General features: G+C 63.8%; 23 protein-coding genes. 20 read left to right on the top strand and 3 right to left on the bottom strand.

Translation table 11 applies throughout. The annotated features are described in order from the left end of the window. Nucleotides 1–3 precede the first annotated feature (3 nt). Nucleotides 4–810, bottom strand: coding sequence for a TOBE domain-containing protein (locus B597_RS43790; RefSeq protein WP_003296324.1), 807 nt, complete (start codon nucleotides 808–810; stop codon nucleotides 4–6). Between the two features lie 388 nt (nucleotides 811–1198). Here B597_RS43790 and B597_RS43795 point away from each other — a divergent pair, with 388 nt between their 5' ends. The 12 genes from B597_RS43795 (at nucleotide 1199) to B597_RS43850 (ending at nucleotide 10811) form a co-directional block, all read left to right on the top strand. Then, the gene (locus B597_RS43795) at nucleotides 1199–1522 is read left to right on the top strand and encodes a HesB/IscA family protein (RefSeq protein ID WP_003296325.1); all 324 of its coding nucleotides are present in this window, start codon (nucleotides 1199–1201) and stop codon (nucleotides 1520–1522) included. An 87-nt stretch (nucleotides 1523–1609) separates the two neighbouring features. After that, entirely contained in the window at nucleotides 1610–2551 is a 942-nt protein-coding gene (nifU, locus tag B597_RS43800; protein WP_003296326.1) for a Fe-S cluster assembly protein NifU, read from the top strand. A gap of 1 nt (nucleotide 2552) precedes the next feature. Then, complete coding sequence (gene nifS / locus B597_RS43805; protein ID WP_024162481.1) at nucleotides 2553–3761, top strand: cysteine desulfurase NifS; 1209 nt, start codon at nucleotides 2553–2555, stop codon at nucleotides 3759–3761. Nucleotides 3762–3793: 32 nt separating this feature from the next. Further along, complete coding sequence (gene nifV / locus B597_RS43810; RefSeq protein ID WP_003292012.1) at nucleotides 3794–4939, top strand: homocitrate synthase; 1146 nt, start codon at nucleotides 3794–3796, stop codon at nucleotides 4937–4939. Next, nucleotides 4936–5679 carry a serine O-acetyltransferase gene (gene cysE / locus B597_RS43815; protein WP_003292013.1) on the top strand — a complete coding sequence of 248 codons (744 nt, stop codon included), beginning with the start codon at nucleotides 4936–4938 and terminating at the stop codon, nucleotides 5677–5679. Before nifV ends, cysE begins: the two co-directional genes overlap by 4 nt. Nucleotides 5680–5690: 11 nt before the next feature. After that, a complete protein-coding gene (locus tag B597_RS43820) occupies nucleotides 5691–6230 on the top strand; it encodes a hypothetical protein (RefSeq protein ID WP_003292014.1) in 540 nt (179 codons plus the stop codon). Beyond that, a complete protein-coding gene (nifW, locus tag B597_RS43825; protein ID WP_003292016.1) occupies nucleotides 6227–6562 on the top strand; it encodes a nitrogenase-stabilizing/protective protein NifW in 336 nt (111 codons plus the stop codon). Before B597_RS43820 ends, nifW begins: the two co-directional genes overlap by 4 nt. A 101-nt stretch (nucleotides 6563–6663) precedes the next feature. Continuing rightward, nucleotides 6664–7134: a nitrogen fixation protein NifZ gene (locus B597_RS43830; RefSeq protein ID WP_003292017.1), complete on the top strand. Its 471-nt coding sequence runs from the start codon at nucleotides 6664–6666 to the stop codon at nucleotides 7132–7134. After that, nucleotides 7124–8005, top strand: a complete 882-nt coding sequence (gene nifM, locus B597_RS43835) for a nitrogen fixation protein NifM (RefSeq protein ID WP_003292018.1) — start codon at nucleotides 7124–7126, stop codon at nucleotides 8003–8005. The genes B597_RS43830 and nifM overlap by 11 nt, the downstream gene beginning before the upstream one ends. Further along, on the top strand, nucleotides 7998–9314 hold the full coding sequence (gene clpX / locus B597_RS43840; RefSeq protein WP_024162483.1) for an ATP-dependent Clp protease ATP-binding subunit ClpX: 1317 nt from the start codon (nucleotides 7998–8000) through the stop codon (nucleotides 9312–9314). Before nifM ends, clpX begins: the two co-directional genes overlap by 8 nt. A 266-nt stretch (nucleotides 9315–9580) precedes the next feature. Then, nucleotides 9581–10123, top strand: a complete 543-nt coding sequence (locus tag B597_RS43845) for a flavodoxin (protein WP_003292019.1) — start codon at nucleotides 9581–9583, stop codon at nucleotides 10121–10123. Nucleotides 10124–10262: 139 nt separating this feature from the next. Further along, nucleotides 10263–10811, top strand: coding sequence for a glutathione peroxidase (locus B597_RS43850; protein ID WP_003292020.1), 549 nt, complete (start codon nucleotides 10263–10265; stop codon nucleotides 10809–10811). Between the two features lie 47 nt (nucleotides 10812–10858). Here the strand turns inward: B597_RS43850 and B597_RS43855 are convergent, their stop codons facing one another. Both B597_RS43855 and B597_RS43860 read right to left on the bottom strand, forming a co-directional pair. Further along, complete coding sequence (locus tag B597_RS43855; protein WP_003292021.1) at nucleotides 10859–12106, bottom strand: OmpP1/FadL family transporter; 1248 nt, start codon at nucleotides 12104–12106, stop codon at nucleotides 10859–10861. A gap of 197 nt (nucleotides 12107–12303) precedes the next feature. Beyond that, a complete protein-coding gene (locus B597_RS43860) occupies nucleotides 12304–13149 on the bottom strand; it encodes a sulfurtransferase (protein WP_003292022.1) in 846 nt (281 codons plus the stop codon). A 139-nt stretch (nucleotides 13150–13288) separates the two neighbouring features. Here B597_RS43860 and rnd point away from each other — a divergent pair, with 139 nt between their 5' ends. The 8 genes from rnd to B597_RS43900 all read left to right on the top strand — a co-directional run bounded on the left by rnd (nucleotide 13289) and on the right by B597_RS43900 (nucleotide 22225). Continuing rightward, nucleotides 13289–14413: a ribonuclease D gene (gene rnd, locus B597_RS43865; protein ID WP_024162484.1), complete on the top strand. Its 1125-nt coding sequence runs from the start codon at nucleotides 13289–13291 to the stop codon at nucleotides 14411–14413. Further along, a complete protein-coding gene (locus B597_RS43870; RefSeq protein WP_003292024.1) occupies nucleotides 14410–14703 on the top strand; it encodes a YcgL domain-containing protein in 294 nt (97 codons plus the stop codon). Before rnd ends, B597_RS43870 begins: the two co-directional genes overlap by 4 nt. Nucleotides 14704–14789: 86 nt before the next feature. Next, nucleotides 14790–15197 carry a hypothetical protein gene (locus B597_RS43875; protein ID WP_003292025.1) on the top strand — a complete coding sequence of 136 codons (408 nt, stop codon included), beginning with the start codon at nucleotides 14790–14792 and terminating at the stop codon, nucleotides 15195–15197. A gap of 126 nt (nucleotides 15198–15323) precedes the next feature. Continuing rightward, nucleotides 15324–15773: a YcgN family cysteine cluster protein gene (locus B597_RS43880; RefSeq protein ID WP_003292026.1), complete on the top strand. Its 450-nt coding sequence runs from the start codon at nucleotides 15324–15326 to the stop codon at nucleotides 15771–15773. Nucleotides 15774–15848: 75 nt separating this feature from the next. After that, a complete protein-coding gene (locus tag B597_RS43885; RefSeq protein ID WP_003292027.1) occupies nucleotides 15849–17069 on the top strand; it encodes a hypothetical protein in 1221 nt (406 codons plus the stop codon). A 46-nt stretch (nucleotides 17070–17115) separates the two neighbouring features. After that, entirely contained in the window at nucleotides 17116–18132 is a 1017-nt protein-coding gene (gene ltaE, locus B597_RS43890; RefSeq protein ID WP_003292028.1) for a low-specificity L-threonine aldolase, read from the top strand. 170 nt (nucleotides 18133–18302) lie between these two features. Beyond that, nucleotides 18303–20927 carry an alanine--tRNA ligase gene (gene alaS, locus B597_RS43895; RefSeq protein WP_024162485.1) on the top strand — a complete coding sequence of 875 codons (2625 nt, stop codon included), beginning with the start codon at nucleotides 18303–18305 and terminating at the stop codon, nucleotides 20925–20927. A 59-nt stretch (nucleotides 20928–20986) separates the two neighbouring features. Beyond that, complete coding sequence (locus B597_RS43900) at nucleotides 20987–22225, top strand: aspartate kinase (protein ID WP_003292032.1); 1239 nt, start codon at nucleotides 20987–20989, stop codon at nucleotides 22223–22225. Nucleotides 22226–22327 lie beyond the last annotated feature (102 nt).

Genomic DNA, 22327 nt, shown 5'->3' on the forward strand with positions numbered 1-22327 from the left:
CCTTCAATCGACGGCGATGATGACGTGGGAGGCCTTGATCAGCGCGGTGCAGGGCTGTCCCAGGGCTAGGCCGAGTTCCTCGGCGCTTTCGTTGGTAATGACCGCGCTGAGGGTGCGGCTGCCTGGCAACAGAAGCTTGACCTCGCAGTTCACCGCCCCCGGCATCAGGGCGCTGATGGTGCCGGTCAGGCGATTGCGAGCGCTGATCTTCACGTCCGGGTCGGGCGAGAGCAGCACGAAGCTGGCCTTGATCAGGGCCATGGCGATCTTGCCCGCTGCCAGCTGCAGTTCGTCGATGCTGTCATTGGTCAGGGTGGCGCTGATCTCCAGGCCCGAGCCGATGTCCAGGCTCAGGCTGCCGTTGACGGCGCCTCGGCTGACGGAGGTAATGCGGCCACGGAACTGGTTGCGTGCGCTGGTCTTCATGGCGATGGCCCTGAGCAGTCGGTCGATGTCGTCGAAGCCTTCGATACCTTCGGCGACCTGGGCGAGGAAACGCTCGTACTCGGCCTGCATGCGCCGCCAGACATGCAGCATTTCCCGGCCGAAGTCGGTCAGCCGCGTGCCGCCGCCCTGGGCTCCGCCCGCGGAGCAGATCACCAGTGGCCGTTCGGACAGATTGTTCATGGCGTCCACCGCATCCCAGGCGGCCTTGTAGCTCAGCTTGATCGCCTTGGCAGCGCGGCTGATGGAGCCAGTGGCCTCGATCTGCTCCAGCAGGTCGATCCGCTTGCCGCCCAGGTAGCCCTTCTCGCCACGGTTGAACCAGAGCTGGCCGTCGATGCGCAGGGGTCGATCCGCTTCATTCATGTCGTTTCCTCGGGCGCCTGTTGTGGCCACTGGCGAGCAAGAAAGCATCCAGCCGTGGATTTTCTCGCAAATCCATATTTATCAAGCCGTTAAGGAATCAGTCAGCGCTCTGCGGGCTGTCGGGCAGGCGACATTGTGTAGTGCGCTATATCGTTTTGTATATAGCGCTACAGCGGCATTCGGCCAGCTGGGCGAAGCGCGGCATGCGCTGTCGCAAAGCCGACATTGCGTTCCATGCGTACCGTTCACGACAGCCGGAGGGTTCCGTGACGTTTATTTATGTCATTGAAATTAAAGGACTTTCATTGCGGATAAGGGTGGGCATGGGGGTTGCAGAAGGACTTGTGCCGGGTGGCCAGGGCGCCGCCACAGCCGAGGAGACACGCCGATGATTACCCTGACTGAAAGTGCCAAGAGTGCGATTAACCGCTTCATCAGCAACGCCGAGAGGCCCACCGCGGGCTTGCGCATCCGCGTCGAGGGCGGCGGCTGTGCGGGGTTGAAGTACAGCCTGAAGCTGGAAGAGCAAGGTCTCGACGGGGACCAGCGGGTCGACTGCGGCACCTTCACCGTGCTGCTCGACGACGCCAGCGCGCCGTTGCTCGACGGTGTGACCATGGACTTCGTCGACAGCATGGAAGGCAGCGGCTTCACCTTCGCCAATCCGAATGCCAGCAGCGGTTGCAACTGCGGCAAGTCCTTCGCCTGCTAGCGTCCGCTCGAGTTCCGAGCAGGCGCCGGCCACTCGAGGCGGCCGGCCAAGACCGGCCGCCCAGTATCCACCGGGAGATCAGCCGTCATGTGGGATTATTCGGAAAAGGTCAAAGAGCACTTCTACAACCCGAAGAACGCCGGCGCCGTGGCCGAGGCCAATGCCGTCGGCGACGTCGGCTCGCTGAGTTGCGGCGATGCCCTGCGGCTGTCGCTGAAGGTCGACCCTGACACCGACGTGATTCTCGACGCCGGCTTCCAGACCTTCGGCTGCGGTTCGGCGATCGCATCAAGCTCGGCGCTGACCGAGATGATCAAGGGATTGACCGTCGACCAGGCACTGAAGATCAGCAACCAGGACATCGCCGATTTTCTCGACGGCCTGCCGCCGGAGAAGATGCATTGTTCGGTGATGGGCCGCGAGGCTCTGCAGGCGGCGGTGGCCAACTACCGCGGCGAGACGCTCGAGGATGACCACGAAGAAGGCGCGCTGGTGTGCAAGTGCTTCGCCATCGACGAGGTGATGGTGCGCGAGACGATCCGCGCCAACCACCTCACCAGTGTCGAGGACGTGACCAACTACACCAAGGCCGGCGGTGGCTGCTCGTCCTGCCATGAAGGCATCGAGCGCCTGCTCGTCGAGGAACTGGCTGCCCGTGGCGAAATCTTCGTGCCGGCCGGCACCGGCGCCAGGGCGGCGAAGAACAAGGCCAAGGCGCCGTTGGTGACCCTGGAGGCCCCGCAGGCGGCGCCCGCCGCGCCGCGCATGACCACCTTGCAGCGCATTCGCCGTATCGAAGCGGTGCTCGAGTCGATCCGCCCGATGCTGCAGCGCGACCACGGCGATGTCGAGTTGCTGGATGTCGAAGGCAGGAACATCTACGTCAAGCTGACCGGCGCCTGCACCGGTTGCCAGATGGCCAGCATGACGCTGTCCGGTATCCAGCAGCGGCTGATCGAGGACCTCGGCGAATTCGTCAAGGTGGTCCCGGTCGGTTCGGCGGCTCACAGCCAGATGGCGGAGGTGTGAGATGAGCGGCATTTATCTCGACAACAACGCGACCACCCGCGTCGATGAAGAAGTGGTGCAGGCCATGCTGCCGTTCTTCACCGAACAGTTCGGCAACCCGTCGTCGATGCACAGCTTCGGCAACCAGGTCGGCATGGCGCTGAAGAAGGCGCGCCAGAGCGTCCAGCGGCTGATCGGCGCCGAGCACGACTCGGAGATCGTATTCACCTCCTGTGGCACCGAGGCGGACTCCACCGCGATTCTCTCGGCGCTCAAGGCCCAGCCTGAGCGCAAGACCCTCATTACCACGGTGATCGAGCATCCGGCGATCCTCAGCCTGTGCGATTACCTGGCCGAGGACGGCTACACCGTGCACAGGCTCAAGGTGGATAAGAAGGGCCGCCTGGACCTGGCGGAGTACGCCGCGCTGCTCGACGACGACGTCGCCATCGTCTCGGTGATGTGGGCCAACAACGAGACCGGCACGCTGTTCCCGGTTGAGCGGATGGCGCAGATGGCCGACGATGCCGGGATCATGTTCCACACCGATGCCGTGCAGGCGGTCGGCAAGGTGCCGATGAACCTGAAGGACAGCGCCATCCACATGCTCTCGCTGTCCGGGCACAAGCTGCATGCGCCCAAGGGCGTCGGCGTGCTCTACCTGCGCCGCGGCACGCGCTTCCGGCCGCTGCTGCGCGGCGGCCACCAGGAGCGCGGGCGGCGCGCCGGCACCGAGAACGCGGCATCGATCGTCGGCCTGGGCGTGGCGGCCGAGCGTGCACTGGCCTTCATGGCGCATGAGAACAGCGAAGTCAGGCGCCTGCGCGACAGGCTCGAGGCCGGCATCCTCGCCGCGGTGCCGTATGCCTTCGTCACCGGCGACCCGGACAATCGCTTGCCGAACACCGCCAACATCGCCTTCGAGTACATCGAAGGCGAGGCCATCCTGCTGCTGCTGAACAAGGTCGGCATCGCCGCCTCCAGCGGTTCGGCCTGCACCTCCGGTTCGTTGGAACCTTCCCATGTGATGCGCGCGATGGACATTCCCTACACGGCGGCCCATGGCAGCGTGCGCTTTTCGCTGTCGCGCTACACCACCGAGGAACAGATCGACTACGTGATCCGTGAGGTGCCGCCGATCATCGCCCAGCTGCGCAAGCTGTCGCCCTACTGGAGCGGCAACGGTCCGGTCGAGGAAGTGGGCGATTCGTTCGCACCGGTTTACGCCTGATTGCCGCGCGGCCATGGCCGAGGAGGTTCCGCATGTCCATCGTGATCGACGACACCACCCTGCGTGACGGCGAACAGAGCGCCGGGGTCGCTTTCAGCGCCGAGGAGAAGATCGCCATCGCCCGCGCTCTGGCGCAACTCGGCGTGCCGGAGCTGGAAATCGGCATCCCGAGCATGGGCGAGGAGGAGTGCGAGGTGATGCGTGCCATCGCCGGCCTCGCCCTGCCGGTACGGCTGCTGGCCTGGTGCCGGCTGTGCGACACGGACCTGCTGGCTGCCTGTGGCACGGGCGTGGACATGGTCGACCTGGCACTGCCGGTCTCGGACCTGATGCTCCAGCACAAGCTCGGTCGTGACCGTGACTGGGCATTGCGCGAGGTGGCGCGGCTGGTAGGCGCGGCGCGCGACGCCGGGCTGGAGGTGTGCCTGGGCTGCGAGGATGCCTCGCGCGCCGACGCGGAATTCATCGTCCGCGTCGCGGAAGTCGCCCAGACCGTCGGTGCACGGCGGTTGCGCTTCGCCGACACGGTGGGCGTGATGGAACCGTTCGGCACTTACGAGCGCTTTCGCTTCTTGTCCGAGCGCCTGGACTTGGAACTGGAGATGCACGCCCACGACGACTTCGGCCTGGCCACGGCCAACACCCTGGCGGCAGTCAGGGGGGGCGCCACGCACATCAATACCACGGTCAATGGCCTGGGCGAGCGGGCTGGCAACGCCGCGCTGGAGGAGTGCGCGCTGGCGCTCAAGCACCTGCATGGCATCGATTGCGGCATCGACGTGCGTGGCATTCCTTCGATCTCGGCGTTGGTGGCGCAGGCCTCCGGGCGCCAGGTGGCCTGGCAGAAAAGCGTGGTCGGCGCCGGGGTGTTCACCCACGAGGCGGGCATCCACGTCGATGGGCTGCTCAAGCACCGGCGCAACTACGAAGGGCTCGATCCCGACGAACTCGGGCGCAGCCACAGCCTGGTGCTGGGCAAGCACTCCGGCGCGCACATGGTCGAGCTGAGTTACCGCGAACTGGGCATCGAGCTGCAGCAGTGGCAGAGCCGGGCGCTGCTGGGCTGTATCCGGCGATTCTCCACGCAGACCAAGCGCAGCCCGCAGAGCAGCGACCTGCGGGGCTTCTACCAGCAGCTGTGCGAACAGGGCCTGGCCCTGGCCGGAGGTGCGGCATGAGCCTGTACCGCGAATGCCGCGACGACGTGCGCTGCGTGTTCCAGCGCGATCCTGCCGCACGTTCCACGCTGGAGGTGCTGACCACCTATCCGGGGGTGCACGCGATCATCCTCTATCGCCTCGCGCATCGCCTCTGGTGTCGCGAATGGCGCTATGCGGCGCGTCTGCTGGGGTTTTTCGGAAGATTGCTGAGCAACGTCGATATCCACCCCGGCGCCCGCATCGGCGCGCGTTTGTTCATCGACCATGGTGCCGGCGTGGTGATCGGCGAGACTGCCGAGATCGGCGACGACGTCACCCTTTATCACGGCGTGACTCTGGGCGGTACCAGCTGGCGCAAGGGCAAGCGTCACCCGACCCTGGGCGACGGTGTGCTGGTCGGTGCCGGGGCGAAGATTCTCGGGCCGATCAGCATCGGCGCCAATGCCCGGGTGGGCGCCAACTCGGTGGTGGTGCAGGACGTGCCGGACGGCTGCACGGTGGTCGGTATCCCGGGCAAAGTGGTGCGCCTGCGCGAGGCCGGCCAGCGCAATGCGCATGGCGTCGATCTCGATCATCACCTGATCCCCGACCCGGTGGGCAAGGCCATCGCCTGCCTGCTGGAGCGCCTCGACAGCCTGGAGAAGCTGGTGGAGCAGGGCGGTCTGGTCGCTGCCGGCAGCCAGCAGCGGCGCTACCAGAGCTGCCAGCCGGACAACAGCCTGTGTGAAAACGATTGTCCGGCCGTGGCCGGTCAGTGACGGAGCGCGCCATGGACCTGCAGGATTTCGGCGGCACCGGCCTGTATTTCGACGAGCCGCGCCCGCCGCGCGTCGCGGTACTGCTGGACGCAGCGTCCGCGCAGTACGCCACCGGCACGGCGGAGCAGCCGCTGTTGGCCGCACAAGCGCTGGCACCGGGCGATCTCAGCGTGCTGGTCGGGCTCTACCGGTTCTATTTCTACCAGCATCGCCATGCCGATGCCCTGCGCATCGCCGAGCAGGTACTGGAAGTGGTCGCGCCCCGTCTGGGGCTGCCCACGGCCTGGGGCGAACTCGATGCCGATTGCCTGGCGTGCGTGCCGCCCGAGGCCATCGGCCTGTTGCGTTTTCATCTACTGGCGCTCAAGGGCGCCGGCTACCTGAGCTTGCGCCTGGGCCTGTTCGGCCAGGGCAAGGCGATGCTGAGCAAGGTCGCCGAGCTCGATGCGGACAACCGCCTTGGCGCGCATCTGCTGCTCGAGGTACTGGCAGCCAACAGTGCCGCCATTTTCACCTTTCCCCCTGCCGCCACCGTGGAGACACGCCCATGAACGAACAAACCGCCGACATGACGCTGGACGAGGCGCTGCAAGAGCTGGTGTCCGCCGAGGACTTCCTGAGCTTCTTCGGCGTGCCCTTCGTGCCGTCGGTAGTACAGGTCAACCGCCTGCACATCATGCAGCGCTATCACGACTACCTGTGCCAGGCCGGTGACATCGAGCACCTGACGGACGAGGTGCGGCATACGGTCTATCGCCAGTTGCTGGGCCGTGCCTACGAGGACTTCGTCGTCTCCGACGCGCAGACCGAAAAGGTCTTCAAGGTCTTCCACATGCACGAACCGCAGACGACCTTCGTGCCCATCGATCAACTGCTGGGCTGAACGCGTGGGAGAGCTTTTTCCCACCGACTGCGGACCGCTACCGAACGCCCTCTGCTGCGTTCGAGTTTTTTTCAAGCTCTGACCGGCAGGAGGTGAGCGCCATGAGTCTGCCGCTCTACGAATATGGCCAGGCCGTAAGGCTGATCCGCAACGTGCGCAACGACGGCACCTACCCCGGCAAGGATACCGGCGCCCTGCTGATGCGCCGCGGCGCGGTGGGCTGCGTCTATGACGTCGGCACCTACCTGCAGGATCAGTTGATCTATCGCGTGCATTTTCTCGATCAGGGCCGCACGGTGGGCTGTCGCGAGGAGGAGCTGATTCCCGCATCGGATCCATGGATAGCCAACCTGTTCGAGTTCCGCGACCAGGTGATCGCCAGCCGCAGCCTTGCCGTGCGCGGCGAGGTGGTGGTGGAGCAGGGGCGCGCCGGCAGCATCGAGAAGGTGCTGCGCGACCTGCCTGGAGGCATCCAGTACCACGTGTATTTCGGCGACGGCAGGGTGTTGCAGGTGCCCGAGGAGAGCCTGGCCTGGGCCGACGCGCAAACGGGAGGCGAGCATGAGCATTGATCCCGTCGCCAACGGCGCCCGCTACCAGTTGCTGAAGATCGCCCACGAGCGCTTCGGTTGTGCCCCGGCCGCCCTCAGCACGCCGCAGCGCGAGCAGGCCGAGCGCATCGTCGGTCGCCAGTTGCAGCTGGAGGATGCCGTGCTGCACAGCGCCGAGGCCAGCGGCGTGGTGATCCCGGACGAGCAGGTCGACGAAGCCTGGGCGCAGATCGCCGCCCGCTACGAAGACCCGCTCGCGCTGCGCAATGCGCTGCTCGACAGCGGCCTGGACGAAGCCGGGCTGCGCCAGCTGCTGGCCCGCGAGCTCAAGGTCGAGACGGTACTGCAGCGGGTCTGCGCCGGGCTGCCGGAAATCACCGACACGGATGTCAGCCTGTACTACTTCAATCATCCGGAGCGTTTCATACGGCCCGCCACGCGGCTGGCGCGGCACATCCTGATCACCATCAACGAGGATTTTCCGGAGAACAGCCGGGCCTGCGCCTGGAGCCGCATCAACCTGATCGCCGAGCGCCTGCGGCGCAAGCCGCAGCGTTTCGCCGAACAGGCGCTGAAGCATTCCGAATGCCCCTCGGCCATGGAGGGTGGAAGCCTCGGCCTGGTGCGCCCCGGCGTGCTCTATCCGCAGATCGAAGCCTGCCTGTTCGTCCTGCGTGAAGGCGAGATCGGGCCGGTGGTGGAGACGCCGATGGGCTTTCACCTGGTGCTCTGCGAGGCGATCCATCCGGCCGGCCCGCTGACGTTGCAGGAGGTGCTGCCGCAACTGCGCGAGAAGCTCCGGGCCCGTCAATACGAGCGGCACCAGCGAGCATGGCTGGCTAGCTTGCTGCTGTCCGCCCCGACCTCAGTGGAGATGCTGACTCATGACTGATAGCGACAAGCCCTGCTGTTCGTTCTGTGGCGCGGAGAAATCGCCGTCGGTCCCCCTGATCGCGGGTAACGAAGGGCGCATCTGCGAAGCGTGCGTCAAGCTCGCCCATCAGGTGGTGACGAGCTGGGGACAGCGGCGCAAGGCCCAGCAACTGGCTCCGCAGCTGCTCACCCCGGCGGCCTGCATGCAGCACCTGGACGAGTCGGTGATCGGCCAGGAGGCGGCCAAGCAAACCCTGGCAGTGGCGGTCTACAACCATTACCTGCGCCTGCTCAACTGCACCCGCGAGCCGGTCTGCCAGTTGGGCGGGGCGGTCGAGCTGGAGAAATCCAACATCCTCATGGCCGGCCCGTCCGGCACCGGCAAGACGCTGCTGGTGCGCACCCTGGCGCGCATCCTCGGCGTGCCCTTCGCCTCGGCCGATGCCACCACGCTGACCCAGGCCGGCTATGTCGGGGATGATGTCGACAGCATCATCGCCCGCTTGCTGGATGCCGCTGGCGGTGACGTACAGAGGGCGCAGTGGGGCATCGTTTATATCGACGAGGTGGACAAGCTGGCGCGGCGTGGCGGGGGCGGCACGGCGGTGCGCGACATTTCCGGCGAAGGTGTACAGCAGGCATTGCTCAAGCTGGTCGAGGGCAGCGAGGTGCGCATCGGCAAGGGCAGCCGGCGCGGCGAACAGGGCGAGGAGCAGGTGGTGGACACCCGCAATATCCTGTTCATCGCCGGAGGTGCCTTTCCGGGCCTGGAAACCCTGGTCGGCAGCCGCGTGCATCCGCGCAGCAGCGCGATCGGCTTCCATGTGCGGCCGCAGCAGCAGACGCCTTCGATCAACGAGCTGCTGGCGGCGTTGCTGCCGGATGATCTCCACGAGTTCGGGCTGATCCCCGAATTCATCGGCCGTTTCCCGATCATCACCTTTCTCCGTGAGCTGGATCACGCCACGCTGCTGCGCATTCTCAGCGAGCCGCGCAATGCGCTGGTCAAGCAATACCGGCAGTTGTTCGCCTACCAGGGCGTGAAGCTGGAGTTCAGCCCGGCGGCGCTCAGCCATATCGCCGACCTGGCGCTGCTACGCGGCACCGGTGCGCGCGGCCTGCGCGCAGTGATGGAAGGTGCGCTGCAGCGCACCATGTTCGAGATGCCGGCGCAGCCGCAGCTGCGCAGTTGCCTGCTCGATCTGGATGAGGGCGCTTGCGAACTGGTGGTGCTCAGGCAGTTCGACGAGCACGCCGAGGCGCAACCTGCTGACATCCGAGTGGCCGCGCCGTCCGCTCAGCGTGCCCAGCTGGTGGTGGATGGCTAGGGTCTGCTGACAGACCTAGGCTCTGTACGAAAATTGCCTGCGCTCGACGACTTTTCGTACAGAACCTAGTGTCGCAATGCCGACAGCGACAAGCTGCCCTCGGCGGCCGGCTTGTGCGGTTTGCGACAGGAAGGCTCTATAAAAACGCTTTATTTTCAATTGCTTAAAAGAGAAATGCGGCTGGCGTGCTTCCTGCTATGAAATTTTTGCCGAGCGGGCGCGGACCCGGCGAGGTGCACATTCATCCAACAGCATGAGGTGGCGTGATGGCCAGGATCGGACTTTTCTTCGGCAGCAACACGGGTAAGACGCGCAAGATCGCCAAGATGATCAAGAAGCGCTTCGACGACGACATCCTGGCCGATCCGCTTAACGTCAATCGCACGACCCCGGAAGATTTTGCTGCCTTTTCCCACCTGATTCTCGGCACGCCGACTCTGGGCGAGGGATTGCTGCCAGGGTTGAGCGCAGACTGTGAGAACGAAAGCTGGGAGGAGTTCCTGCCGCAGATCGAAGGGCTGGATTTCACCGGCAAGACCGTGGCCATCTTCGGCCTTGGCGATCAGGTCGGCTATGCCGACGAGTTCCTCGATGCCATGGGCGAACTGCACGAGTTCTTTCGCGAGCGTGGCGCCACCCTGGTAGGGGAGTGGCCGACCACCGGCTACGAGTTCACCCACTCCGAAGCGGTGCAGGAGGGCCGGTTCGTCGGTCTGGCGTTGGACCTGGACAACCAGAGCAATCTGACCGAAGAGCGACTGGACGTCTGGCTGCGGCAGATCGCGCCTGCATTCGACCTGCCGCTGTGACCTTGCGTCGGGCTTCGCTGTGCTCAGTGAAGCCCAACTCAAATGAAGTGTTGCCCAACGTTTCACGGACTCGCAGCAGTCGTTGCCCGGCGCTCGCTGGCGGAGTAGCGTGACTGCAAACCGAGGACGGAGAATCGACATGAAGGTTTGCACGCTCATAGCCCTGCTGGCGCTTGCATTGCCGGCAGCGCAGGCATCGGCCAGCGAATGCCCGGCGCTGCTGCAGCATGAATTGCCCAAGCTGCGCTCCAAGGAAACCGTCGATCTGTGCAGCCAGTTCCAGGGCAAGGCCCTGATGGTGGTCAATACCGCCAGCCATTGCGGCTTCACCGGGCAGTTCAAGGGGCTCGAAGCACTCTATCAGCGTTACAAGAACGACGGCCTGGAGGTGCTCGGCGTGCCCTCGGATGACTTCTTCCAGGAGGCCGATGACGAGGCCGAGACGGCCGAGGTCTGCTACGTGAATTACGGTGTGACCTTCACCATGACCCAGACCCAGCCAGTGCGTGGCGGTGATGCTACTCCGCTGTTCCGCCAGTTGGCCGAGCAGGCCGGGCAGGCGCCGCGCTGGAATTTCTACAAGTACGTGGTGGATCGCGAAGGGCGCGTCGTCGCGCATTTTTCCAGCAAGGTGAAGCCGGACGATCCGCGCGTGATCGCTGCGGTAGAGAAGGCGTTGCAAAGGTAGAACGAAAAAGCCCCGGAGAACCGGGGCTTTTTCGTTCTTTCGCTACGTCAGAAGCGGTAGCTCAGAGCAGCGCCAAAGCCGTGGGCGCTGTTTTCGTAGGTGGCGTTGTAAAGGCCGCGGGTATTGGACTGACGGCGGACCTTCGTATCGTCTTCCCAGAGATAGGAGTAGGCCAGATCGACGGTAACGTCGTCGGTAGGGTTCCAGGCCAGGCCGAAGCTGACGGCAGTCCGATCTCCAGTAGGAATGCGCGGCGAGCGGTGCACGTTGTTGGTCGGGCTTTGATCAAAAGCTAAGCCGCTACGAAGCGTCCAAGTGCGGTTCAGCTTATAGGCCGCGCCGAGGGCGTAGGACCATGTGTCGTGCCAATCTTGCTCTTCGACGATGGTTTGGACGGAGGTTGGGAGCATAGCCGACATGCCGTCGTTCTCGATGACGATGGCCTCGAAGCGGCTCCAGCGTGTCCACATGGCACCGGCGTACAGCGTCCAGTCATCGTTCAGTTCGTGGGTGAGGGACACGTCCACGGACTCGGGTGTGGTCAGGTCGAGTGAGGCATCGTACTTGCCCACGAAAGGCTCGAAGCCTGTGCCTGAGAGCTGGGTGTCGCCTTCCAGCTCGAACTCGACTTTAGAGTGGTAGGCGACGCCCATGCGGGTCTCAGGAGTTATTTCGTAAAGCACGCCGGCGTTGAAGCCCATCGCCGTGTCGTCGCCCTTGACCTTGACTCGGCCGCCGTTAAGTGTCGCGCTCTGCAGTTCGCCATCGATGCGGTTGAACGTAGGGCCGAAGCCGATCGACAACTTGTCATTGAATCGATAGCTGACGGTGGGCTGCACCGTGATCACACGAACTTCACTGTAGTCACCGAAAAAGCGGCCTTGGAAGCCGTTTTCATAATCCGTGATCATGCCGAACGGCACATATACACCTACGCCAGCGGCCCACTTATCATCGATCGGTTTGACGTAGTAACCCATTGGCACTGCAGTGAACGGGACCATATCGCCATCGTTACTGCCCGTCGGGACCGGAGCACTGTTGGCATCCTCGATATCCGTCTTCGCATGAATCGCCGCCATACCGAAGCTGACTTCCTCACGCTTCAGGCGGGACATGCCGGCCGGGTTGCCGAACAGGGTGGTGGCATCGTCGGCGGAAGATGAGCGACCTGCGAAGGAGGTGCCCATGCCGCTGATGCTTTGCTCGTTGAGGGCGAAACCGGCGGCCATGACCTGGCTGGACAAGGCGCCTACGGCTACCGCAAGCGCGGTCTTCAACCATGTTGTTTTCATTGTTCTACTACTCCGGGATAAAAGCGGGTCGGAACCTAGCAACTTTCTCGGACAGGTAGCAAGACAATGAATTGCAATTTTTCGTAAAGATGACGACTAACGGTTGTGAAAACAAATGTAACTTCGGTGAAACCGACGCGACCCATTGTGACTGGACGGCCACGCTGCGCACGTCGCGCAGCGGGTCGCCTGGCCAGTCAGGCGCGCGGTCGCTGCGGGTCGGTGATCCACTCGCTCCATGAGCCCGGATACAGCGCCGCCAGCGGGTAGCCGGCCAGGCACAGCGCAAACAGATTGTGGCAGGCAGTGACGCCGGAGCCGCAATAGGCCACTGCGCTTTGCGGCGGCTTGTCGCCGAGCAGGCGAGCGAACCTGCTGCGTAGCTGTTCAGGGCAGAGGAAGCGCCCGTCGCCGTCCAGGTTTTCGCTGAACGGTGTGCAGGTCGCGCCGGGAATGTGCCCGCCGACTGGGTCGATGGGTTCTACCTCGCCAAGGAAGCGGGGCAGGGCCCGGGCGTCGAGCAGTGTCAACTGCGGACTTTCCAGGCGCTGCTGCAGGGAGGCGGCGTCAACGATCATGCTGCTGTCGGCGTGGCCGGAAAATTCGCCCGGCTCGCTCGTGGCTGGCAGGTCGTCCATTGGGAGTCCAGCCTCCCGCCAGGCTTTCAGGCCACCATCGAGCAAGTGGATACCCTCGCGTTTGCCGAGCCACAACAACAGCCACCACGCTCGTGCGGCGAATGCGCCAGGGCCGTCGTCATAAAGTACGATTTCGCTGTGCGCATTCACTCCCAAGCGGCGCAAGCGGCTCAGCAACTGTTCCGGTTCCGGCAACGGATGCCGGCCGGTCACGCCGGGCGTCACCGGGCCGGACAGGTCCTTCTCCAGATCGGCGAAACGGGCGCCAGGGATGTGCGATTGCCGGTGGCTGCGCTCGCCGTAGGTGGGGTCCTCCAGTGCGAACCGGCAATCCAGGATCAGCAGTTCAGGGTCATTCAGACGCTGGGCAAGCTGCGTGGCAGTGATGAGTTGGGCGAGAGGCATCGGGCGACTCCTGAGCGAATGTTGCTGAACACTACCAGCGCGCGCGCCTGCCATGAATGCCCCGGCCGGTCGGGTGCCCGATATATACTGCACGCCTCGTTCGGCCGCGCGCCGGTCGTCAGCCGAAAAGGAGGGCCGTGTGGCCATCGAAACTCAATGGGTCCTGGATGATGAGCATCTGGCCCGCCTGTGCGCCGAATGGCGCCAGCTGCCTTATGTGGCAGTGGATACCGAATTCATGAGGGTCGATACCTTCTATCCCATCGCCGGGCTGGTGCAGGTCGGGGACGGCCGGCGCGCCTATCTGATCGACCCGCTGGCGGTGCGCAACTGGACAGCGTTCGCCGGTGTGCTGCAAGACCCTGCGGTGGTGAAGGTGCTGCATGCCTGCAGCGAGGATCTGGAGGTGCTGCTGCGCCTGACCGGCAGTCTTCCGCAACCGTTGTTCGATACCCAACTGGCGGCCGGTTACCTGAATATCGGTTTCTCCATGGGGTATTCACGGCTGGTCCAGGCCGTGCTCGGCATCGAATTGCCCAAGGGCGAGACGCGCTCGGACTGGCTGCAGCGACCTTTGAGCGAGATGCAGGTGCGCTACGCCGCCGAGGATGCCCAGCACCTGGCCGAACTTTATGAAGCGCTGTTGCCGAAGCTCTCCGAGGACAAGCGAGCCTGGCTGCTGGAGGATGGCGCCGAGCTGGTGGCCAACCTGCAGCGCGAATCCGATCCGGAGGAGGCGTATCGTGAGGTCAAACAGGCCTGGCGACTCAAGCCCCAGCAGTTGGCTGTGCTGAAGGCGCTGACCGCCTGGCGCGAGCGTCAGGCCCGGGCCCGCAACCAGCCGCGCAATCGCGTGCTGCGCGAGGCCAGCCTGTGGCCGCTGGCACGCACCCAGCCGCGCGACCTGGTGACGCTCGCACGAATAGACGAAATGCACCCGCGCACCGTGCGCCAGGACGGCGAGGCGTTGTTGGACATGATCCGCCAGGCAGCCGCCACGCCTGAGCAGGACTGGCCTGCAGTGTTGCCAGAGCCATTGCCGCTGGAGGTTTCGGCGCTGCTGAAGAAGCTGCGTGCGGTCGGCCAGCGTGAAGCGAAGGTGCTGGATATCGCGCCGGAGCTCATGCTGCGCAAGAAGACACTCGAGGCGCTGCTCAAAACCGGCTACCCCGACGGTCCCTATCAACTGCCCGAATCGCTGCGCGGCTGGCGCCGTGAGCGGATGGGGCAGGCCCTGCTCGATGTCCTGGAAAAACGATCATGAAACTCATCTGTTCCATCTATAAAAGCCCACGCAAGGACGGAATGTACCTCTACGTCGAGAAGCGTGATGCACTCAAGCGTGTGCCTGAAGGCTTGCTCGCCGCATTCGGGCCGCCACAGCTGGCCTTCGAAATGGTTCTGACGCCCGAGCGGCAGTTGGCGCGCGAAGACATTTCCAAGGTGCTCACCAACATCGAGAAGCAGGGCTATCACCTGCAGATGCCGCCGGCCGAAGACGACTACATCGAGCATCTGCCCGAAGAGCTGCTGCGGATGAATGATCCGATGTGATCGCGCCGCAAACCCTGATCGAGAACAAGGTTCGTTGCCGCCATCGGGCTACGCTCTGCCGACCGTACACGTATAAGGAGACGGCGATGAAAACGCGTTCTTTGATCATTGGTTCGGTAATGGCAGGTCTGGCGATGTCGGCTGGCGCTCAGCAGGCACCTGCCAGCGACAACGAGGCCTGGCAGCAGCACTGGCAGAAGATGCAGGAATACCGGCAGGCCTGGCAGTCCGCAAAGACGCCGGAAGAACGGCAGAAACTCCGCGATGAGCATTGGCAGAGCATGCAGTCCGGCATGGGCGTGATGGGCGGCTGCCCAATGGGCGGTCCCGGCGCAGGAATGGGCAAGCAGGGCGGCAAGGCGATGCCGGGCGCCATGGGTGGCGGTCGCATGATGGGCGCGCCTTCCAAGGAAATGCTCGACATGCGCATCCAGCACATGGAGCAGATGCTGGATCAGATGCGTAGCCACCGGCAGATGCTCGACAAGCAATAACCCGACGCGGGCCGTCTGCCTCTTCGGCAGACGGTCGGTCCGCGGGCGGCGACTTCTGCCTGCCGGCTATTGGCCGGATATCCGGCAGTGGCTAGACTTGCCGGTTTTACCGGTAGTGACACTCACATGGCGGCCAAAGTCGAACCCTTCTGGATACGCAAGACCCTTGCCGAGCTCGACTCCGTCGAATGGGAATCGCTGTGCGACGGTTGCGGGCTCTGCTGCCTGCAGAAACTCGAAGACGAGGAAGACGGCGCCGTCTATTACACACGCATTGCCTGCAAGCTGCTCGATCTGAAGACCTGCCGGTGCAGCGACTATCCCAACCGGCGTGCCAGCGTGCCGGATTGCGTTCAGCTGAATGCCTCGGATGCGGCCCAGTTCAAGTGGCTTCCACCCACCTGCGCGTACCGTCTGGTGGCCGAGCGCAAGGATCTGCCGCTCTGGCATCATCTGGTTTGTGGTGACCCCGAGGCAGTGCATGTAGAACGGATTTCCCAGGCCGGCAGAATGCTCGCCGAAGGCAGCGTTGCCGAGGAGCACTGGGAAGACCATCTGATTTTTCGCGCCGGTTGAATCTACTCGTCCCTTGCATCGTCTCAAGGCCGGCAAACCCCCTGCGCTTACCCGATTCCCTGGAGTTTTTCTTCGATGCTAGCCCGACTGTTGTCGCTGTCTGCCCTCGTCGTTTTCGTTTGCGCTCAGGCTCATGCGGCCAAGCGAGTCGACCTGGACTATCACGTGCGCTTTCTGCCTGAAGAGGATCAGGCTGAAGTGCAACTGATTCTCGAGAAGGGCGAAGTGGTGCGCCGCCTGGAGTTCAATCTGGGCGACGACGGCTATTACAGCCATTTCGAAGCCGACGGCGAGTGGCAGCAGGATACGCCGCAGCGCGGTACCTGGCGGCCCGCCCAGGGCAAGGCGCAGCTCAGCTATCGCGTGCGCATCAGTCATCCGCGTGCCAACGGCCGCTACGATGCACGGATGACCAGCGACTGGGCCCTGTTTCGTGGCGATGACCTGGTGCCGCCGGCCCGGCTGGACCAGGAGGACGGCGTGACGCTGGTGTCGCGTATCACCTTCGAACTCCCGGACGGCTGGAAAAGCATCGAGACCGGCTGGCCCCGCGTCGGCAAGAATCGTTTTCGGGTCGACAACCGGGAGCGGCTATTCGACCGTCCGACCGGCTGGATGCTGGCGGGCAAGCTGGGGACTCGTCGCGCCAGCCTCGGCGAAACCGACGTCACCATCGCTGCTCCTGTCGGCGAAGGCGTCCGGCGTATGGATATCCTGACGATGCTGACGTTTGTCTGGCCGCAGGTACAAAACGTTTTTCCACGCGATCCGGCGAAGCTGCTGATCGTCGGTGCCGGCGACCCGATGTGGCGTGGCGGCCTGTCCGGCCCGAATTCGCTCTATATGCATGCCGATCGGCCAATGGTCAGCGAAAACGGGACCAGTTCGCTGGTGCACGAGCTGGTCCATGTGTTCAGCCGGATAAAGGACACGGACCGCAGCGACTGGATCAGCGAAGGCCTCGCCGAGTACTACGCCATCGAGCTGGTGCGGCGCGCCGGTGGCATGAGCGAGGATCGCTACCAGGCAGTGCGTGAAAACCTGACGAAGTGGAGCCGCAAGGTCGACAGTCTGCGCACCGAGCGCTCCAGCGGGCCGGTCACCGCCCGCGCAGTGCTGCTGTTGCAGGAGCTGGACAAGGAAATTCGCCAGCGCAGCAAGAGTCGGCATTCGCTCGACGACGTCAGTCGTGGCTTGATGCGCATGGATGCCGTCAGTACCGATAATTTCGTCGAAATGACGGAAACCCTGCTCGGCGGCGGCTCGAAGGTGCTCGACACGCGCCTGCTACGCTGATTGCGCCGCCGCGTTGCGAAACCTGCCCGCTCCCCAAGGACATCTCATGACCATCATCGACCTGCGCAGCGACACCGTTACCCAGCCCACGACAGCAATGCGCGAGGCGATGCTTGGCGCTGAAACCGGCGACGATGTCTATGCCGAGGACCCGACCGTCAGCCGTCTCGAGTGCCGGCTCGCCGCGGACTTGGGCTTCGCCGCGGGCCTGTTCGTTCCTTCCGGCACCATGAGCAACCTGCTGGGCTTGATGGCGCACTGCGAGCGCGGCGACGAATACATCGTTGGCCAGCAGGCGCATACCTATAAGTACGAGGGCGGCGGGGCCGCCGTGCTCGGCTCGATCCAGCCGCAGCCGATTGAGATGGAAGCCGATGGAACGCTGGACCTGGCGCGCGTCGAGGCGGCCATCAAGCCGGACAATTTCCATTTCGCCCGCAGCCGCTTGCTGGCCCTGGAAAACACCATGCAGGGCAAGGTGTTGCCGCTGGAGTATCTGGCCGCTGCGCGTGAACTCAGTCAGCGCCACGGCCTGGCCTTGCATCTGGATGGAGCACGGCTGTTCAGCGCTGCGGTTAAGCTCGGCTGCGATGCGCGCGAAATCACCCGCCACTTCGATACGGTTTCCGTCTGTCTGTCCAAGGGCCTGGGCGCGCCGGTCGGTTCGGTGCTGTGCGGCAGCGACGCGTTCATCGCCAAGGCGCGGCGCCTGCGCAAGATGGTGGGTGGCGGCATGCGCCAGGCTGGCATCCTGGCCGCCGCTGGCTTGTACGCGCTGGAGCACAACATCAAGCGGCTGGGCGACGACCATCGGCGTGCGGAGTGGCTCGGCAACGAGCTGGCAGCGCTCGGCTTCAGCGTGGAGCCGGTGCAGACCAACATGGTCTACGTGGACATGGGCGACCAGGCCGCGGCGCTGACGGCTTTCTGTGCGCAGCGCGGCATCCGCCTGACATCCGGGTCGCAGCTGCGCCTGGTTACGCATATGGATGTGCACGACGAACATGTTCCGGTGGTGGTAAGCGCATTCGCCGAATTCGCCGAAAACATGAGCCGCAGCTGACGTCGAATTGCTTGATTCAATCGCCTTTATCCCCTATACCCGGCGCGCAGGGCCGATATAATGCGGCCCTTTGCCGGCTATCCGTTGGGTAGTTGCGAACCGGCTTTCGGTGGTCTCGCCTCGCCGTGTCGTTTTGCAGCCGTTCGGCCGCAGTCCTCTGGAAGAAATCTATGAAAAGCGCAGAAATCCGTGAAGCCTTCCTCCGCTTCTTCGAAGAGAAGGGCCACACTCGCGTGGCCTCCAGTTCGCTGATCCCGGCGAACGACCCGACCCTGTTGTTCACCAACGCCGGCATGAACCAGTTCAAGGACTGCTTCCTCGGCCTGGAGAAGCGCGCCTACACCCGCGCCACCACCAGCCAGAAGTGCGTGCGTGCCGGCGGCAAGCACAACGACCTGGAGAACGTCGGCTACACCGCGCGTCACCATACCTTCTTCGAGATGCTCGGCAACTTCAGTTTCGGCGACTACTTCAAGCGCGATGCGATTACCTACGCCTGGGAGTTCCTCACGTCCGAGAAGTGGCTGAACCTGCCCAAGGAGAAGCTCTGGGTCACCGTCTACGCCAGCGACGACGAGGCCTACGACATCTGGACGAAGGAAGTCGGCGTGCCGGCCGAGCGCATGGTGCGTATCGGTGACAACAAGGGCGCTCCATATGCCTCGGACAACTTCTGGGCGATGGGCGACACCGGTCCGTGCGGCCCTTGCACCGAGATTTTCTTCGACCATGGCGAGCACATCTGGGGCGGCCCGCCCGGCTCGCCGGAGGAAGATGGCGATCGCTACATCGAGATCTGGAATAACGTCTTCATGCAGTTCAATCGGACGGCCGATGGCGTGATGCATCCGCTACCGGCGCCGAGTGTCGACACCGGCATGGGCCTGGAGCGCATCAGTGCGGTCCTGCAGCACGTCAACTCCAACTACGAGATCGACCTCTTCCAGAGCCTGCTGAACGCCGCGGCCGAGGCCATCGGCTGCCGCAACGAAGGCCAGGCATCGCTGAAGGTCGTCGCCGACCACATCCGCTCCTGCGGCTTCCTGATCGCCGACGGCGTGACCCCGTCCAACGAAGGGCGCGGCTACGTGCTGCGCCGCATCATTCGTCGCGCCTGCCGTCACGGCAACAAGCTCGGCGCCAAGGGCAGCTTCTTCCATCGCATCGTGACTGCGCTGGCGGCGGAAATGGGCGATGCCTTCCCCGAGCTCAAGCAGCAGCAGGCGCACATCGAGCGCGTACTGAAGAACGAGGAAGAGCAGTTCGCCAAGACCCTGGAGCAGGGCCTGAAGATTCTCGAGCAGGATCTGGCAGGGCTTGCCGGCAGCGTCATACCCGGTGAAGTGGTATTCAAGCTGTACGACACCTACGGTTTCCCGGTGGACCTGACCGGCGACATCGCCCGCGAGCGCAACCTGACTCTCGACGAAGCCGGCTTCGAGCGCGAAATGCAGGCCCAGCGCGAGCGTGCGCGTTCGGCCAGCGCCTTCGGCATGGACTACAACAGCCTGGTCAAGGTTGAAGGGGAGACACGTTTCACCGGTTACCAGGGTACTTCCGGCAACGGCAAGGTGTTGGCCTTGTTCAAGGAGGGCGTGGTAGTCGACAGCCTGAGCGCGGGCGAGGAGGGCGTGGTGGTGCTCGATCAGACGCCGTTCTATGCCGAGTCCGGTGGCCAGATCGGTGACTGCGGTTATCTCGAGGCTCAGGGATTGCGTTTCGACGTCCGTGACACCAGCAAGGCCGGCGGTGCTTTCCTGCACCACGGTATCCTCGACAGCGGCACGCTGCGAGTCGGTGCCGAGGTGGAAGCCACCGTGGACTCCTCGGTGCGCCAGGCCACTGCGCTCAACCACTCGGCCACGCACCTGCTGCATGCAGCGCTGCGCGAGATACTCGGCGAACATGTGAGCCAGAAGGGCTCGCTGGTGGACAGCCAGCGGCTGCGCTTCGACTTCAGTCACTTCGAGGCGATCAGGCCCGAACAGCTGCGAGCGCTGGAAGATCGCGTCAACGCCGAGATCCGCCGCAACTCCGCAGTGGAGATCGAAGAGACCGACATCGAGTCTGCCAAAACCAAGGGCGCGATGGCGCTGTTCGGTGAAAAGTACGGCGACACCGTCCGGGTGCTGACCATGGGTGGCGGTTTCTCGGTCGAGTTGTGCGGTGGCACTCACGTAAATCGGACCGGCGACATCGGGCTGTTCAAGATCACCAGCGAAGGTGGCGTGGCGGCCGGTGTGCGGCGGATCGAGGCCGTTACCGGAGCGCAGGCCCTGGTCTATCTGAACCAGGCCGAAGAACAGCTCAAGGAGGCCGCGAGTCTGCTCAAGGGCAGTCGTGACAACCTGCTGGACAAGCTCGGCGGTATCCTCGAACGCAACCGCCAGCTGGAGAAGGAGCTCGAGCAGCTCAAGGCCAAGGCCGCCAGCGCCGCGGGCAATGATCTGGCTGCGTCGGCAGTGGAGGTCAAGGGTGTGCGTGTGCTCGCGGCGCGTCAGGATGGGCTCGACGGCAAGGCATTGCTTGCGCTGGTCGATCAGCTGAAGAACAAGCTGGGTAGCGCCGTCATCCTGCTGGGGGGGGTGCAGGACGACAAGGTGGTGCTGGTCGCTGGCGTGACTCAGGACCTGACCTCTCGCCTGAAGGCCGGTGACCTGATGAAGCAGGCTGCTGCAGCAGTGGGTGGCAAGGGTGGTGGTCGTCCCGACATGGCGCAAGGTGGCGGCAGCGAGCCGGCCAGGCTGGATGATGCGCTGGCGCTGGCCCGCCCGTTCGCAGAGCAGGCGCTTTGATCGTGTTGTCGAGTTCGTTTGTTTAATGATCGCCCCTAGCGGGCTTTAGGCGGCTAACAATGGCTTTGATCGTACAGAAGTTTGGGGGTACCTCGGTCGGCACCGTCGAGCGTATCGAGCAGGTGGCCGAAAAGGTCAAGAAATTCCGCGACGGTGGTGACGATATCGTTGTCGTCGTGTCGGCCATGAGCGGCGAAACCAACCGCCTGATCGATCTCGCCAGGCAGATCAGCGAACAGCCGGTTGCCCGCGAGCTGGACGTGATGGTGTCAACCGGCGAGCAGGTCACCATCGCCTTGCTGGCGATGGCACTGATCAAGCGCGGTGTACCGGCGGTGTCCTACACTGGCAATCAGGTCCGCATTCTCACTGATAGCGCGCATACCAAGGCGCGCATCCTGCAGATCGATGGCCAGCGTATCCAGCGCGATATCAAGGCGGGCCGGGTGGTCGTGGTGGCCGGATTCCAGGGTGTCGATGAAAAGGGCAATATCACCACGCTCGGCCGTGGCGGTTCCGATACCACCGGTGTGGCGCTGGCAGCGGCGCTGAAGGCCGATGAGTGCCAGATCTATACCGATGTGGATGGCGTGTATACGACCGATCCTCGCGTCGTGGCGAAGGCTCAGCGCCTGGACAAGATCACGTTCGAGGAAATGCTGGAAATGGCTAGCCTCGGCTCCAAGGTGCTTCAGATCCGGGCGGTCGAGTTCGCCGGCAAGTACAGCGTTCCGTTGCGCGTGCTGCACAGTTTTCAGGAGGGTCCGGGTACCCTCATTACCCTTGATGAAGAGGAATCCATGGAACAGCCCATCATTTCCGGCATCGCCTTCAATCGCGACGAGGCCAAGCTGACCATCCGTGGGGTGCCGGACACGCCCGGCGTGGCCTTCAAGATACTCGGGCCGATCAGCGCGGCGAATGTGGAAGTGGACATGATCGTGCAGAACGTCGCGCACGATAACACCACCGATTTCACGTTCACCGTGCATCGAAACGACTACAACAATGCCTTGCAGGTTCTGCAGAGCATTGCGAGTGAAATGGGCGCCCGGGAAGTGATCGGCGACACCGACATTGCCAAGGTTTCCATCGTGGGCGTCGGCATGCGTTCGCACGCCGGCGTTGCCAGCCGGATGTTCGAGGCGCTGGCCAAGGAAAACATCAATATCCAGATGATTTCCACTTCGGAGATCAAGGTGTCGGTGGTTATCGAGGAGAAGTATCTCGAGCTCGCCGTACGAGCTCTGCATACTGCTTTCGAACTGGATGCCCCGGCTGGCAATACTGCGGAATGAATCGCAGAGGGCGCGCCAGTGCGCGCCTTCTGTCGTCTTGGGTTGCGCGAAAAGGAACTTTAGGCTCCTGCGCGCGGGTCAATAGCTGGTGAAAGGCTCTAG

The organism is Stutzerimonas stutzeri KOS6, from assembly GCF_000307775.2.
Lineage (GTDB): Bacteria > Pseudomonadota > Gammaproteobacteria > Pseudomonadales > Pseudomonadaceae > Stutzerimonas > Stutzerimonas stutzeri_B.